Raw genomic sequence first — 13,283 nt, 5'->3', positions numbered from 1 at the left:
TAACCAATGTGGTGTATAAATATTTATCTAGGATAGATTGTCAATTTTTAGGAAAGGCGTAAATTGAGAGTTGTCAGCAGGAAGCAGACATGGAACAGGAAAGCACCAAGGATTTGGTTATCGTCAGGAAGACGATTTGGTTGGTCAGGATGATTAATCAAGCATGGAGCGTAGGACATTGTAAGGACACTATCATCAATAGGATGTTGATGACTAAGGATAGACAATGGACCCCTCTAGGATAGAGGTCATGGACAGCGTCAGGAAGATGCAAGGGACACCGCTCAAGGAACAAGTGATGTGTGCTAACGGGGAATGTTAGCTATCAGGATGATAAGGACACCGCTAGGACGGCGACGTAAGGAATAAGCTGACGGAATCAGCCACTATTATGGATGATGCATGGAGCACTTTTAGTAGCCGGACTGCTGCGAGTAAGACCATGACCCCGATACTTATGTGTCGGGGTCTTTCTTATATAAAAAAGATACCTAGTCGTTCTCGTTGAATTAAGCACTAGAGGTGGCTTGGGTATATCAGTGTCACAAAATTTATAAATTCCTAATAACACTTAATAAAAAACAATCCAGATCAATATCCTTTCCAATCAGTTGGTTTAACTTTCGGCTTCTCTACAAGGTGTTATGCCCCGCAGTTATTGAGCATATTCAAGCTCATCGAGTTTGCGATCTGCGGATAAATAAAGTTTGTTGTAATCAAGGAACAGATGTGGCCATAGTAACCAGAAGAATGCTTCTTCTACCCTACAATGAGTCGTTGCAACTAGAGTTCGTCATGCTGAATTGCTGTGCGAAAAACCGTGCTGAAATGAACGGTCCGTATACTGTCGCGTCTGCCAAACAGATGTTTGAGAAAATACTGGATGATGAAAATATTTATAGTATGGCGGTGCTAGAAAGCACCAGTCGTGACTATATGGGGCACGTGTTCATTTCCCATCTCGATTCCGAGCCTGAGTTAGGGTTTATTTTTGATAAATCTTATTGGGGTAAAGGGTTAGCGACAGAAGCTCTAAAAGCGTTTTTCCCAAAGGCGTGCCGTGAGCTGGGGCTACATAAGGTGAAAGCTAATGTGAATAGCAACCATCAAGCTTCTATGGCGGTGCTGAAAAAACTGGGATTTGTTGAAACAAAAGAAAGTAAGGATCTATATGGCCCTTACTTTGAAATGGAATTTACAAGCGATGCGGTGGTAGGTGAAAGTTCTGCGGCCTGAAACCGACCATAGTTAGCTCCCCTTGGTAGCAATCGTCACCAAGCGATGAAAACTCAAATTGATACACCGTATGCCAACGCCAGGCTCCGTCTGGCGTTTTTAGTTTATGGGCACCAAAGGCGATGCTGATTAATTGGAGATCCAATTGCTCACATTTACGCGTGATTGCCACTTTTGCGAGTTCGGCTTGACGACGTTGTTGCCAAAACAGATAACAGAAAAAGCATAGCCCTAAAATTGCTAAAAGATCACCAATCATCCCTGAACCTTTATTATCCCTTTGTTGCTTGTTGTAAGCTTACTAGCGCGTTTGCTAGTTCTTCGGATGGATTTGAATGTAGCAAGGGCAATAGCACCATTCTTAACTCTGGTAGCATCACTAAATCGGCAAATAACTGATTAAATAGGGCTTGATTACCGGTTTGAGCTAAACGCAGCAAAAACTGTTCTGCTACCTTTTCATTGGCTAGTAAGTGCCAAGCTCGGCCAGCCACGCCAATCAGTACTTCCTGATGGCTTAAACGAGGGCTTTGTAATATCGCTTCTAACACTGGAGAGGCAATGGCTGTTGGTGCGCCAGCCAAAGCTCGGATAAGCGCTGAAAGTAGGAAGAGATCAGGCTCGCTACTTGCGATTTCTTGTTGTGCTTTTTCCGCGATACGTTCTGCTAAACGCTCTTGTAACTCTACATGCTCAAGCGCACCCAACAGAGCATAAAGTGGCTCATTCGGTAGGTGGTTCAACGCTTTGCGTATCATTACCCCATTTTGCTCTTTGTCCAAACGAGCGGCCATGTCGGTGATCCCTTGCAGACCTACGGTTTGCCAATTGTCCCAGCCTAAACCGCCTGAAAAGTAATGTTGAGTGTGCTCGTAATATTGGCTGGTAGGAAGATCGAGATTCGCGCGGACCTGGCTATGAAACACGGCCATTTTGTCTTCGGAAGGTTTGAACGTATATGGGTTATTAGACAGCTTTTGCTGTTGCTCTTCAGTGATATCATCATTGAGGCGTGTTCCCATGGCTTCCACTACGTATTTTATGAAATTGCCGATATCCGCTTGCTTTAACAAACCGCGCTCGTCCAATTCAAACTTTAGAAACCAAATCCAAGGTTGCTTTTGTTCATTCCAATAAGCGATGGCAAGGTGTGCTTTACGCTGCATTGGGAATGGGTACGGTGCTTGACCTTTTTCTACATCGGCAAACTCTTTCTTAGCGATGGTTTTGATACGACGACCAAGATCGAAGATTTGATAATCACAGCGGCTGTTGTTCAACAGTTGAGTGAGGGTTTGAATGTTTTCCATTAAATACGACGTCCTAACGTTCTTTTCACAAGAAATGGTATCATTCTCGGCTAATTCAAGGTTCGAGATAGAATTAATGGTAACAAATACTCAATTGGTCGACTTACTTCACCAACTTGAAACGCAGCTTAAAGAACATAAGTTGTGGCAACACACTAGGCCTTCAGAGCAAGCCTTACAAAGCGTGGAGCCATTTGCGATTGATACGTTGCATCCTCATGAGTGGTTGCAGTGGATCTTTATAGACAGAATGCACGTGCTAGTGGAAAACAACCAACCATTGCCAAGAGGGTTTTCTCTCGAGCCCTATTTTTCAGAAGCGTGGAAGCAGGAACCGCAGTTCGCAGAGCTGCTTGTTACAATCCGAACCATTGACGAACTGTGTAAGTAAACGAATGCTAGAACAAGAAATAGCGCGATCTTCAGAACCAGTTGAGCTGGAGATCGTTTATCAGGATGAATATTTTGTAGCGGTCAACAAGCCTGCCGGCATGTTAGTGCATCGCAGTTGGTTAGATAAACACGAAACTCAATTTGTCATGCAAACTTTGCGCGACCAAATTGGTCAGCATGTGTTCCCATTGCATCGTCTGGATCGTCCAACATCTGGTGTGCTCGTGTTTGCTTTGTCGAGTGAAGTCGCGTCACAAGTCATGCCGATGTTTGCTGAACATAAAATGGAAAAGACATACCACGCAATAGTACGCGGTTGGATTGAGGAAGAGGGCGTCTTAGATTACGCGCTCAAAGTCGAGTTAGACAAGATTGCGGATAAGTTCGCTTCACAAGAAAAAGAAGCGCAAGAAGCGGTGACGGAATATAAACCGTTGGCTAAGGTGGAAGTTCCCTATTCGACGGGTAAATTTCCTACAACGCGTTATTGCTTAGTTGAGATGAAACCTAAAACGGGGCGTAAGCACCAACTTCGTCGTCATATGGCACATCTACGCCATCCGATCGTGGGTGATACAACGCACGGGGATGGAAAGCACAACAAGCTGTATCGCACAGAGTTTGATTCTCATCGTTTGCTACTGCATGCTTCAGAGTTACGGTTCGTCCATCCATTTACCGATCAAGAGATTGTCATGACGGCCAATATTGATGAGACTTGGCAGCAATTGTTTACTCGATTTGAGTGGGATGAATCGATGATCAACCGATAATCGGCGCAGTTAGATCTAGATAATGATTGAGTACAAATAAAAAGGGTTAGCATCAATGCTAACCCTTTTTTAATATTTAAGACTTAACGTTTTACTTTAGTTTTTCGAGATCCGCCTCGATCTCTGCGATCTTGCTCGAAACAACTTTTTCTAAATGACGAAGGTCTGAGAGAATTTTCTCTTTGACATCAACCTCAGGTTGTTTCGTTGGCTTAGTGATCTTATTCAGTTCATCAATGACCAATGTGAGGTTACGGTTGATTTCCGTTACTTCTTTATATTTGTGACTGCCACTGTCCACAAGAACATTTTTGATTTGGCGCGGGTATTTGAATTTAACGCTTTTGGCGAACAGCTCGCCTTTTTGCTTGTGGAAATAGATCTTGAGCACGTCTTTGTGTGCTTCTTGGCGTAGGGAATAACGTTCAATCTGCTTAGGGTCGTGAATACCCAAACCAGTGAGGTGGGGATACATAGGCTACCTCTATTACATCGAATTGATATTGATATAACTGTAGCAGCCAATGTATGAGCTAGATAGCTGATATTTAGCCAAAATGCTTAACTTGTGGGCAAGATCGCTCTCGCCCTGAACCGAAAAGATTGGCAGGTTTGATCTAAGCTGCGACCTCATCAGATAACTTTTCGATCAATCTCTCTCTTAGCTCATCTTGCTGTTCTTCACTTAATCTTCCCCCTGCATCACTGGTTAAAATAAACAAGTCTTCTGCTCGCTCACCAATGGTGGTGATTTTGGCACCGTGAAGGTTGATATTTAAATCAGCAAACGTACGGCCTACTTTGGCCAACAGCCCCGGTGTGTCTAGCGCGACAAACTCCATTAAAGTGTGTTTTTTACCTTTGGTTGGTAAGAAGTCGACTTTGGTTTTCACATTAAAGTGCTGAAGTTTGTTCGGAGTACGGCGCGTTTTAATCTTGGTTGGTCGGCCCGCCTCCAGTACATGGGTGAGGTGCTTAATCACCGCGGCGTGACGAGACTCATCGATCGCTTCGCCATGTTGATCGAGTACCATAAAGGTATCAATCACGTGCCCATCTTTGCTGGTCATTATTTGTGCGTCGTGTACATTAAAATTACGCCTATCTAACTCCGCCACGACCGTCGCAAATAAAGCAGGCTGGTCTTTCGTATATACAAACACCTCAGTGCCGCCACGAGTGGCTTTTTTACTGATCAAGACCAAAGGCTTAGTCGGATCTTCCATGCGAAGTAAGTGTTCGCAGTGCCACGCGATTTGCGTATGGGTATGACGAAGGAAATAGTCAGCTTTGAAGCGTTGCCACAATACTTCAATTTCGCGCGCGGCAAACCCCTCTTTGCGCAGCATTGCAGAGGCCATTTGTTGGTTGTGGCGAATTCGCTCACGCACATCGACAGGATTCTCTAACCCTCTACGTAAAGCACGTTGTGTGGAGTAATACAGCTCTGCCAGTAAGGTTCGTTTCCATGCATTCCAAAGTTCTGGGTTGGTTGCACAAATATCTGCAACTGTCAGGCACACAAGATAATCGAGAGATTCTTCGTCTCTGACTTTTTTGGCAAATTCGGTAATCACATCAGGATCATAAATGTCTCGGCGCTGTGCGGTGACGGACATTAATAGATGATGCCTTACCAACCAAGCGACAAGTTTGGCCTCGGGCTTTGATAAGCCATGCTCAATACAGAAGTCGTAAGCCTCACCTTCGCCTATAACAGAGTGATCGCCGCCACGTCCTTTACCGATATCGTGGAAAATAGCGGCAATAATCAGCAGTTCTTTCTTTTGCATCCGAGGGTAGACGTCACAGCAAATAGGGTGCTTCGCATGATTGTCTGGGTCACTAAAGGTGTTGATGTGTTTCAGTAAGCGAATACTGTGTTCATCAACGGTGTAGGCGTGGAATAAGTCAAACTGCATTTGACCAACAATTTGACTCCATTGTGGTAAATAGGCCGCCATAACCCCTAATCGGTGCATTAGGCTGAATGCTTTATGCAGAGCATTAGGGTGACGACATAACGCCATGAACTTTTCACGCGCAGCAGGAATGGTGTGCAAAAATTTGTTGAGTCGACGGCGCGCGGTGCGCAGCTGACGTAGTGTTGGTGGGCTCACCCCTTCAATGGTTGAGTCGTTCGCGATATGTAAGAACATATCCAGAATAGTTTCTGGGCGAGCTTGAAACAATGCGGGTTTCCGCGCTTCAATCAAAGAGCCACGGCGTTGGAAGTCGGCATCGAGAATCTCGGCACTTTCTGTCGCACCACCATTAATGATCGCTTGATCAAAAAGTTTGAGTAACATTTTATTGAGCTCTGCCACACGACGAAGTGTGCGATAGAACTCTTTCATCATCATTTCTACGCCTCGGTTGCCTTCACCGACGTAGCCTAGATTTTCCGCAACTTGAGCTTGATGGGCAAAGGTCAAGCGGTTGTCATAGCGGCGAAGCTCCATGTGCAGAGCGAAACGCACTCGCCAAAGGAAGTCCTGACATTCAACCAATTCTCGGTATTCTGCGTCAGTTAAAAATCCGTATCGGCTCATTTCCAGCAATGACGTGGCACCAAAGTGACGTCGGGCGACCCAGCTTAATGTATGAATATCGCGCAGCCCGCCAGGGGTCGACTTAATGTCTGGTTCTAAGTTGTAGGTCGTATCATGGTAACGCGCATGGCGTTCTCTCTGCTCTTGAATTTTAGCGCGGTAAAACGTTTCACTTGGCCAAAAGGAGTCTGATAATACGACTTTCTTCAGTGCCTGAAAGGTATCCTCGCTGCCACACAGTAGACGCGCTTCTTGAAGGTTTGTCGCGACGGTCAGATCGGCTTTACCAATTTCCGCACATTCGTTAACGGTGCGAACAGCGTGTCCGACCTCGAGTTTTAAATCCCACAACAGCGTAATGAATTCGCTGATTTTTGCTTCTAGCGCGGTCGGCAGCTTATTGTTCGACAGAATCAAAATATCGATATCGGAGAGCGGATGTAGTTCGCCACGCCCATAGCCACCCACGGCAACTAGGGAAATGTTGTAAATATCTTTGAAGCCAAAATGTTGCCACAAACGATTCAGAAGCAGATCCATGTATTCTGCCCTGGCTAAAACCAAGCTTGTTACCGGATGATGATTGAGAAACTCTTGGTTTTGATCGGAGCTAAATTTCTCTAACTCTTGTTTGAGTTCTCCGATATTGATTTGTTCATCGGAAAAGGTAAGAGGGGACTGAAGTGTCATATTTGCCATCCGTGCAAGCTAATCTAGTTACAATCTAACAAATTTGTGGCAGATAAAAAATATCCCCGCCGAAGCAGGGATATAGTAAACAACGAGTGGTCGTAAGCTTTACGCGTTTTTCATTAGGCGAGGAATCGTATCGTCGCTACGAAGCGTCAGTACTTCACAACCTTCTTTTGTTACAACAATGGTATGTTCCCATTGCGCAGAGTTCTTGCCGTCGCCTGTGTAAACGGTCCAATCGTCTTGAGCGTCAACAGAGCAACCAAATTTACCTGCGTTAATCATCGGCTCAATAGTAAAGCACATGCCTTCTTTTAGTACGCGGCGGTCTTTGTTCTTGTAATGAACCACTTGTGGTTCTTCATGGAACTCATCTCCGATACCGTGGCCACAGAAGTCTTTCACAATAGAAAACTTGTTGCGAGGGTTGTTTTTGTTGTTCTCTTTGATGTATTTCTCGATAGCTGTACCGATGTCACCAACTGTTGAACCTGGCTTAACGGTACGCATACCAACATACAGTGCTTCTTGAGCAACCATGCATAGACGTTTGTTTGCAGGTGAAACATCACCGACTAGGAACATCTTAGAAGTGTCACCATGGTAACCTTGAGGACGCACGCTCAGATCCGCATTTTCGTCATTTGGAACGATTACGGTAATATCAACGTTTAAGATGTCGCCATCTTTTAGTACCGCCGGCTTCATTTGACCGTTGCTACCGATTTCGTCTTTTTCTGCTGGAATACCGTGGCATACGATATGGTTGATTGAAGTACAAATCGACTTAGGGAAACCATGGTAATCAAGCGGAGCAGAGTATGCGCCTTTTTCTAGAGCGTACTCATGACAGATTTTGTTCAACTCTTCTGTCGTCACACCAACTTTGATGTGTGGTTCGATCATTTCTAGAATCTCTGCGGCCAGCTTGCCCGCAATGCGCATGCGTTCTATTTCTTCAGCAGTTTTAATCTTGATTGACATTGGCTTTCTCTACTTATTCCTAAGCACGTAAACGTGCGAATGGCCGCATTCTATCAGACATCGGGGCGTTAACCCAAGTTAGATAGGAATATGCATCATTCTTAATTCGATCGTATGTTTAAAGTTTTGCTTATAAATAGGAGAAAGTGGCACGGTGAAGAAATAATTTTTACTAGCCACAGTGAGCTAAAATATGGTATAAAGCGCGCCGGAATAGAGGACTGTTCTCTTCGTTTAGCAAAGCTAAGCGGCGAAGCAAGCTTCATCCGAATAACCTTTTATCTTTAAATCACACACATTCCGTCACATATTCCGGGGTGCTGAGCAGAAGCTTGGTCGGAGTTATGGGGAATGTGGAGGCCTAACCCCATAGAGGAATTTAAAATGGCAACTGTATCAATGCGCGATATGCTAAAAGCTGGTGTTCACTTCGGTCACCAGACTCGTTACTGGAACCCAAAAATGAAGCCATTCATCTTTGGCGCTCGTAACAAAGTTCATATCATCAACCTAGAAAAAACTGTACCAATGTTCAACGACGCTCTAGCTGAACTAGCTAAAGTTGGCGAGAAGAAAGGTAAAGTTCTATTCGTAGGTACTAAGCGCGCTGCATCTGAAGCTGTTAAAGAAGCTGCAATCGCAAGCAACCAGTTTTACGTAAACAACCGCTGGTTAGGCGGTATGCTTACAAACTACAAAACAGTTCGTCAGTCTATCAAGCGTCTAAAAGATCTAGAGACTCAATCTCAAGACGGTACTTTTGACAAACTAACTAAGAAAGAAGCTCTAATGCGTACTCGCGAAATGGAGAAGCTAGAGAAATCTCTTGGTGGTATCAAAGACATGGGCGGCCTACCAGACGCTCTATTCGTAATCGACGCTGATCACGAACACATTGCAATTAAAGAAGCTAACAACCTAGGTATTCCAGTATACGCTGTGGTAGATACTAACTCTAACCCAGACGGCGTTGACTACGTAATCCCAGGTAACGACGACGCGATCCGCGCTGTACAGCTATACCTGAACGCTGCTGCTTCAGCAGTATCTGAAGGTCGTAACAAAGACGTAGCTGCAGTTGCTGAAAAAGACGGTTTCGTAGAAGCTGAATAATAGCGGCTCTGTGTCACACTTGGTCTATGTGAAACCTTTGTGTAGCATAAACTAAGTTATAGTTAGCAATGGGGGCCGACAATGTTAGGCCCCTGTTTTTTACCTTATTTCGAATCAAACGAGGAATACAGAATGGCAACTGTAACTGCTGCTCTAGTTAAAGAACTTCGCGAGCGTACTGGCGCTGGCATGATGGAATGTAAGAAAGCGCTTGTAGAAGCAAACGCTGACATCGAACTAGCAATTGAAAACATGCGTAAATCTGGCGCAGCGAAAGCAGCTAAGAAAGCTGGTAACGTTGCAGCTGAAGGCGCAATCATCATCAAAGAAGAAAACGGCGTTGCTGTTCTTCTTGAAGTTAACTGCCAAACTGACTTCGTTGCTAAAGACGGTAACTTCACTGCATTCGCAGAAGAAGTTGCAGCTGCAGCTCTAGCTTCAAAAGCGACTGTTGAAGAGCTACAAGCACAATTCGAAGACGCACGTGTAGCTCTTGTAGCTAAAATCGGTGAAAACATCACTATCCGTCGCGTAGAATACGTTCAAGGCACTGCAATTGCTTCTTACCGTCACGGTGAGAAAATCGGTGTTGTTGTTGCTGGTGAAGGCGACGCAGAAACTCTTAAGCACGTTGCAATGCACGTTGCTGCTTCTAAGCCTGAGTTCGTTAACCCAGAAGACGTACCAGCTGACGTAGTAGAAAAAGAGAAAGCGGTTCAAGTTGAAATCGCAATGAACGAAGGCAAGCCTGCTGAAATCGCTGAGAAGATGGTTGTTGGCCGCATGAAGAAATTCACTGGCGAGATCTCTCTAACAGGTCAAGCTTTCATCATGGAACCTAAGAAAACTGTAGGTGAAATGCTGAAAGAAAAAGGCGCTTCAGTTTCTACATTCGTTCGCCTAGAAGTAGGTGAAGGTATCGAGAAGAAAGAAGAAATGAGCTTCGCTGAAGAAGTTGCTGCAGCTCAAAAAGGTTAATCCTTAGAGACTGTATAAAGATTAGACCGTAGCCTTGGCTGCGGTCTTTTTATGAGCAGTGAACGATTAGCCGTGATGAATAGCCATAACTGAATTTGTGTCTATTCATGACTGTTAATCAACAACTCTCTTTGGAAGGTAAACTCCATGACTACGAACCCTAAACCAGCGTATCAACGTATTCTATTAAAACTGAGTGGTGAAGCTCTTCAAGGTGAAGACGGTTTTGGTATTGATCCTGCGGTCCTTGATCGCATGGCACAAGAAGTTAAAGAACTGGTTGAACTGGGTGTTCAGGTTGGTGTAGTTATCGGTGGCGGTAACTTGTTCCGTGGTGCAGGCCTTGCTGAAGCTGGTATGAACCGCGTAGTTGGTGACCACATGGGTATGCTTGCTACAGTAATGAATGGCCTAGCGATGCGCGATGCTCTTCACCGTGCATACGTGAATGCGCGCGTTATGTCTGCCATTCCTCTAAAAGGCGTATGTGACGACTATAATTGGGCTGATGCGATCCGTGAGCTTCGCCAAGGCCGTGTTGTCATCTTCTCTGCTGGTACGGGTAACCCGTTCTTTACAACGGATTCTGCTGCTTGCCTACGTGGTATTGAAATCGAAGCGGATGTTGTACTAAAAGCGACGAAAGTTGATGGTGTATTTACTGCTGACCCTGTAGCAAACCCAGACGCAGAGCTGTATGATAAGCTATCTTACGCAGAAGTTCTGGATAAAGAGCTGAAAGTGATGGACTTGGCGGCGTTTACGTTAGCTCGTGACCACAAAATGCCAATCCGCGTATTTAACATGAACAAGCCAGGCGCACTACGTCGCGTGGTTATGGGCGAAGCAGAAGGCACGCTAATCAACGAATAAGCTTGTCCCAAGGTGCCACCCAAAGCGTTAGGGTGGCGTTTGCTTTGCTCAACCGTTTTAGGCTTTCTTCAGGAAAGATGACATTTTTAAGGTGAAACTGTGATTAACGAAATCAAAAAAGACGCGCAAGAGCGCATGGATAAAAGCGTTGAAGCGCTTAAGAACAACCTTTCTAAAATTCGTACAGGTCGTGCACACCCAAGCCTACTATCTGGTATTTCTGTAGAATACTACGGTGCAGCAACACCTCTAAACCAAGTAGCAAACGTTATTGCTGAAGATGCACGTACACTTGCAATCACGGTTTTCGATAAAGAGCTGACTCCGAAAGTAGAAAAAGCGATCATGACGTCTGATCTTGGTCTAAATCCTATGTCTGCTGGTACTATCATCCGTGTTCCACTTCCACCACTAACGGAAGAGCGTCGTAAAGACCTAGTTAAGATTGTTCGTGGTGAAGCTGAAGGTGGTCGTGTTGCTGTTCGTAACATCCGTCGTGACGCAAACAACGATCTAAAAGCGCTTCTAAAAGATAAAGAAATCTCTGAAGATGAAGATCGTAAAGCACAAGACGAAATTCAAAAACTAACTGACGTTGCAGTTAAGAAGATCGATGAAGTTCTTGCTGCAAAAGAAAAAGAGTTGATGGAAGTTTAATACTCCCACACACATCACTGTTGGAAAACGCTGTGCTCACAGCTCAGCGTTTTTTTATGTTAGTCTATCCAACTGATGGAACTCAATTAACTCCCTATGCAAAATTCTCAAGCCTTCTCTGATTCCCTTCCTAAGCATATTGCCATCATTATGGACGGTAATGGCCGTTGGGCTAAGTCCAAAGGAAAACCTCGCGTATTTGGTCACAAAAAAGGCGTTAATGCCGTTCGTAAGACCGTGGCTGCTGCTTCAAAGCTTGGCATTAAAGCCATGACGCTATTTGCTTTTAGTAGTGAAAACTGGCGTCGTCCGGAGGAAGAAGTGGGTCTTTTGATGGAACTGTTTATCACGGTCCTGTCTAGTGAAGTAAAAAAACTACACAAAAATAATTTACGGTTGCGCGTGATCGGTGATACCAGTCGATTTAGTGAGCGTCTACAAAAGAAGATTGTAGAAGCTGAAAATCTAACGGCAGGTAACACGGGGATGGTGATCAACATTGCAGCCAATTATGGCGGTAAGTGGGACATCACAGAAGCGGCCAAAACGTTAGCGTTAAAAGCACGTAACGGTGAGATTCGTGTAGAGGATATCAATGAGCAGCTAATCACTGAGCATTTGACCATGGCAGACTTACCTGAAGTGGATCTTTTGATTCGTACCAGTGGAGAGTGTCGCATCAGCAACTTTATGTTGTGGCAAATGGCTTATGCAGAAATGTACTTTACACCCGAGTATTGGCCGGAATTCGACGAAGACAGCTTAGTTGAAGCTGTAACTTGGTTTATCAATCGAGAACGTCGTTTTGGCTGTACAGGTGAACAAATAAAGGCATTGATGGCAGCTCAATAAGGACTAGTTAGTTTGAAACAGAGAATAATAACAGCACTAATTTTAGCTCCCCTGGTTATTTTAGGCATTTTTAAATTACCCCTAATGGGCTTTATTGCCGCTTTAACTGCAATTACCCTATTAGGTTTTTGGGAGTGGACTCAATTTACAGGAAGCAACTCTCGCTTTGCTGCCCTCGTTCCGGCAGTCATTGTTACCGGACTTAGTTTTCTATATATTTCGCCTGACGCACATAGCCTCAACCATTTAGCAACGCCTCATTATGTTGTGCTGGGCCTTGGTTTTGTTTGGTGGATTATTGCTAGCTTAATGGCGATTACTTATCCCAAAACGACGAAATCTTGGCAAAATAATTTTGTTTTACGCCATGTGTTTGGTTTTCTGACATTAATTCCATTCCTTTGGAGTGTAGTTATTCTTAGAGCTCATGACATTACGGTAGATCCATACCACGGAGCAAAGCTCGTGTTATACGTTTGTTTCTTGGTATGGGCTGCAGATAGCGGTGCTTACTTTGCAGGCAAAAGCTTAGGCAAACGCAAGATGGCGCCACATGTCAGTCCGAATAAAACCATTGAAGGGCTTATTGGCGGCATTATCACGGCATTGATCGTGGCGTGGGCATTTGCTGATTGGTTCGATATTCAGTTCACCAGTCCTGTACATATGGTGTTGATTACGTTGGTTACTGTTGTTATATCAGTGCTCGGCGATTTGGTGGAAAGTATGTTCAAGCGTGTCTCAGGCATTAAAGACAGCAGCAACATTATCCCAGGACATGGCGGTGTGCTCGATCGTATTGACAGCCTAACCGCAGCATTCCCAGTTTTTGCTCTTCTTTACTACGTATTCTAATTTATCAGGAGCGG

General features: G+C 44.6%; 14 protein-coding genes. 9 read left to right on the top strand and 5 right to left on the bottom strand.

The genetic code is table 11. From position 1 onward, the window contains the following. The first annotated feature begins 750 nt into the window (after positions 1-750). Positions 751-1,236: a GNAT family N-acetyltransferase gene (locus F7Y48_RS06820; RefSeq protein WP_080936742.1), complete on the top strand. Its 486-nt coding sequence runs from the start codon at positions 751-753 to the stop codon at positions 1,234-1,236. Here the strand turns inward: F7Y48_RS06820 and F7Y48_RS06815 are convergent. Beyond that, positions 1,196-1,495 carry a DUF3301 domain-containing protein gene (locus F7Y48_RS06815; RefSeq protein WP_082244856.1) on the bottom strand — a complete coding sequence of 100 codons (300 nt, stop codon included), beginning with the start codon at positions 1,493-1,495 and terminating at the stop codon, positions 1,196-1,198. The two genes, F7Y48_RS06820 and F7Y48_RS06815, sit on opposite strands and share 41 nt — an antisense overlap. A 13-nt stretch (positions 1,496-1,508) precedes the next feature. After that, positions 1,509-2,546, bottom strand: a complete 1,038-nt coding sequence (locus F7Y48_RS06810) for a DUF3549 family protein (RefSeq protein WP_182037375.1) — start codon at positions 2,544-2,546, stop codon at positions 1,509-1,511. Between the two features lie 76 nt (positions 2,547-2,622). Between F7Y48_RS06810 and F7Y48_RS06805 the strand changes: the two genes are divergently transcribed. Both F7Y48_RS06805 and truC read left to right on the top strand, forming a co-directional pair. After that, positions 2,623-2,937, top strand: coding sequence for a YqcC family protein (locus F7Y48_RS06805; RefSeq protein ID WP_005391784.1), 315 nt, complete (start codon positions 2,623-2,625; stop codon positions 2,935-2,937). A 4-nt stretch (positions 2,938-2,941) separates the two neighbouring features. Continuing rightward, positions 2,942-3,712 (top strand): tRNA pseudouridine(65) synthase TruC, encoded by a 771-nt coding sequence (truC, locus tag F7Y48_RS06800; protein ID WP_046874970.1) that lies wholly within the window; start codon positions 2,942-2,944, stop codon positions 3,710-3,712. A gap of 91 nt (positions 3,713-3,803) precedes the next feature. Here truC and F7Y48_RS06795 read toward each other — a convergent pair whose 3' ends face one another. The 3 genes from F7Y48_RS06795 to map all read right to left on the bottom strand — a co-directional run bounded on the left by F7Y48_RS06795 (position 3,804) and on the right by map (position 7,941). Next, a complete protein-coding gene (locus F7Y48_RS06795; protein ID WP_005380322.1) occupies positions 3,804-4,187 on the bottom strand; it encodes a DUF3461 family protein in 384 nt (127 codons plus the stop codon). Between the two features lie 142 nt (positions 4,188-4,329). Beyond that, positions 4,330-6,954: a bifunctional uridylyltransferase/uridylyl-removing protein GlnD gene (gene glnD / locus F7Y48_RS06790; RefSeq protein WP_085344087.1), complete on the bottom strand. Its 2,625-nt coding sequence runs from the start codon at positions 6,952-6,954 to the stop codon at positions 4,330-4,332. Between the two features lie 108 nt (positions 6,955-7,062). Continuing rightward, on the bottom strand, positions 7,063-7,941 hold the full coding sequence (gene map, locus F7Y48_RS06785; protein ID WP_005380326.1) for a type I methionyl aminopeptidase: 879 nt from the start codon (positions 7,939-7,941) through the stop codon (positions 7,063-7,065). A 384-nt stretch (positions 7,942-8,325) separates the two neighbouring features. Between map and rpsB the strand changes: the two genes are divergently transcribed. The 6 genes from rpsB (at position 8,326) to F7Y48_RS06755 (ending at position 13,269) form a co-directional block, all read left to right on the top strand. After that, complete coding sequence (gene rpsB, locus F7Y48_RS06780; RefSeq protein WP_012841501.1) at positions 8,326-9,054, top strand: 30S ribosomal protein S2; 729 nt, start codon at positions 8,326-8,328, stop codon at positions 9,052-9,054. Positions 9,055-9,186: 132 nt separating this feature from the next. Then, the gene (gene tsf, locus F7Y48_RS06775; protein WP_012841502.1) at positions 9,187-10,032 is read left to right on the top strand and encodes a translation elongation factor Ts; all 846 of its coding nucleotides are present in this window, start codon (positions 9,187-9,189) and stop codon (positions 10,030-10,032) included. 147 nt (positions 10,033-10,179) lie between these two features. Then, on the top strand, positions 10,180-10,905 hold the full coding sequence (pyrH, locus tag F7Y48_RS06770; protein ID WP_005380329.1) for a UMP kinase: 726 nt from the start codon (positions 10,180-10,182) through the stop codon (positions 10,903-10,905). Between the two features lie 99 nt (positions 10,906-11,004). Further along, positions 11,005-11,562 carry a ribosome recycling factor gene (gene frr, locus F7Y48_RS06765; protein WP_005380330.1) on the top strand — a complete coding sequence of 186 codons (558 nt, stop codon included), beginning with the start codon at positions 11,005-11,007 and terminating at the stop codon, positions 11,560-11,562. Between the two features lie 96 nt (positions 11,563-11,658). Continuing rightward, complete coding sequence (locus F7Y48_RS06760; RefSeq protein WP_006741661.1) at positions 11,659-12,414, top strand: isoprenyl transferase; 756 nt, start codon at positions 11,659-11,661, stop codon at positions 12,412-12,414. Between the two features lie 12 nt (positions 12,415-12,426). After that, positions 12,427-13,269, top strand: coding sequence for a phosphatidate cytidylyltransferase (locus F7Y48_RS06755; RefSeq protein ID WP_046875500.1), 843 nt, complete (start codon positions 12,427-12,429; stop codon positions 13,267-13,269). The last annotated feature ends 14 nt before the right edge of the window (positions 13,270-13,283 follow it).

Origin of the sequence: Vibrio sp. 2-1-2a (genome assembly GCF_032648565.1) — a bacterium.
GTDB classification, from domain to species: Bacteria; Pseudomonadota; Gammaproteobacteria; order Enterobacterales; family Vibrionaceae; genus Vibrio; species Vibrio diabolicus.
This window is presented reverse-complemented; position numbering and strand designations above follow the sequence as displayed.

Excerpts from the sequence above, each read along its gene's own strand:
- map (WP_005380326.1), bottom strand. The coding sequence starts at position 7,941 with ATGTCAATCAAGATTAAAACTGCTGAAGAAATAGAACGCATGCGCATT.
- tsf (WP_012841502.1), top strand. The coding sequence starts at position 9,187 with ATGGCAACTGTAACTGCTGCTCTAGTTAAAGAACTTCGCGAGCGTACT.
- pyrH (WP_005380329.1), top strand. The coding sequence starts at position 10,180 with ATGACTACGAACCCTAAACCAGCGTATCAACGTATTCTATTAAAACTG.
- truC (WP_046874970.1), top strand. The coding sequence starts at position 2,942 with ATGCTAGAACAAGAAATAGCGCGATCTTCAGAACCAGTTGAGCTGGAG.
- F7Y48_RS06820 (WP_080936742.1), top strand. The coding sequence starts at position 751 with ATGCTTCTTCTACCCTACAATGAGTCGTTGCAACTAGAGTTCGTCATG.
- F7Y48_RS06795 (WP_005380322.1), bottom strand. The coding sequence starts at position 4,187 with ATGTATCCCCACCTCACTGGTTTGGGTATTCACGACCCTAAGCAGATT.
- glnD (WP_085344087.1), bottom strand. The coding sequence starts at position 6,954 with ATGACACTTCAGTCCCCTCTTACCTTTTCCGATGAACAAATCAATATC.
- F7Y48_RS06805 (WP_005391784.1), top strand. The coding sequence starts at position 2,623 with ATGGTAACAAATACTCAATTGGTCGACTTACTTCACCAACTTGAAACG.
- F7Y48_RS06760 (WP_006741661.1), top strand. The coding sequence starts at position 11,659 with ATGCAAAATTCTCAAGCCTTCTCTGATTCCCTTCCTAAGCATATTGCC.
- rpsB (WP_012841501.1), top strand. The coding sequence starts at position 8,326 with ATGGCAACTGTATCAATGCGCGATATGCTAAAAGCTGGTGTTCACTTC.
- F7Y48_RS06815 (WP_082244856.1), bottom strand. The coding sequence starts at position 1,495 with ATGATTGGTGATCTTTTAGCAATTTTAGGGCTATGCTTTTTCTGTTAT.
- F7Y48_RS06810 (WP_182037375.1), bottom strand. The coding sequence starts at position 2,546 with ATGGAAAACATTCAAACCCTCACTCAACTGTTGAACAACAGCCGCTGT.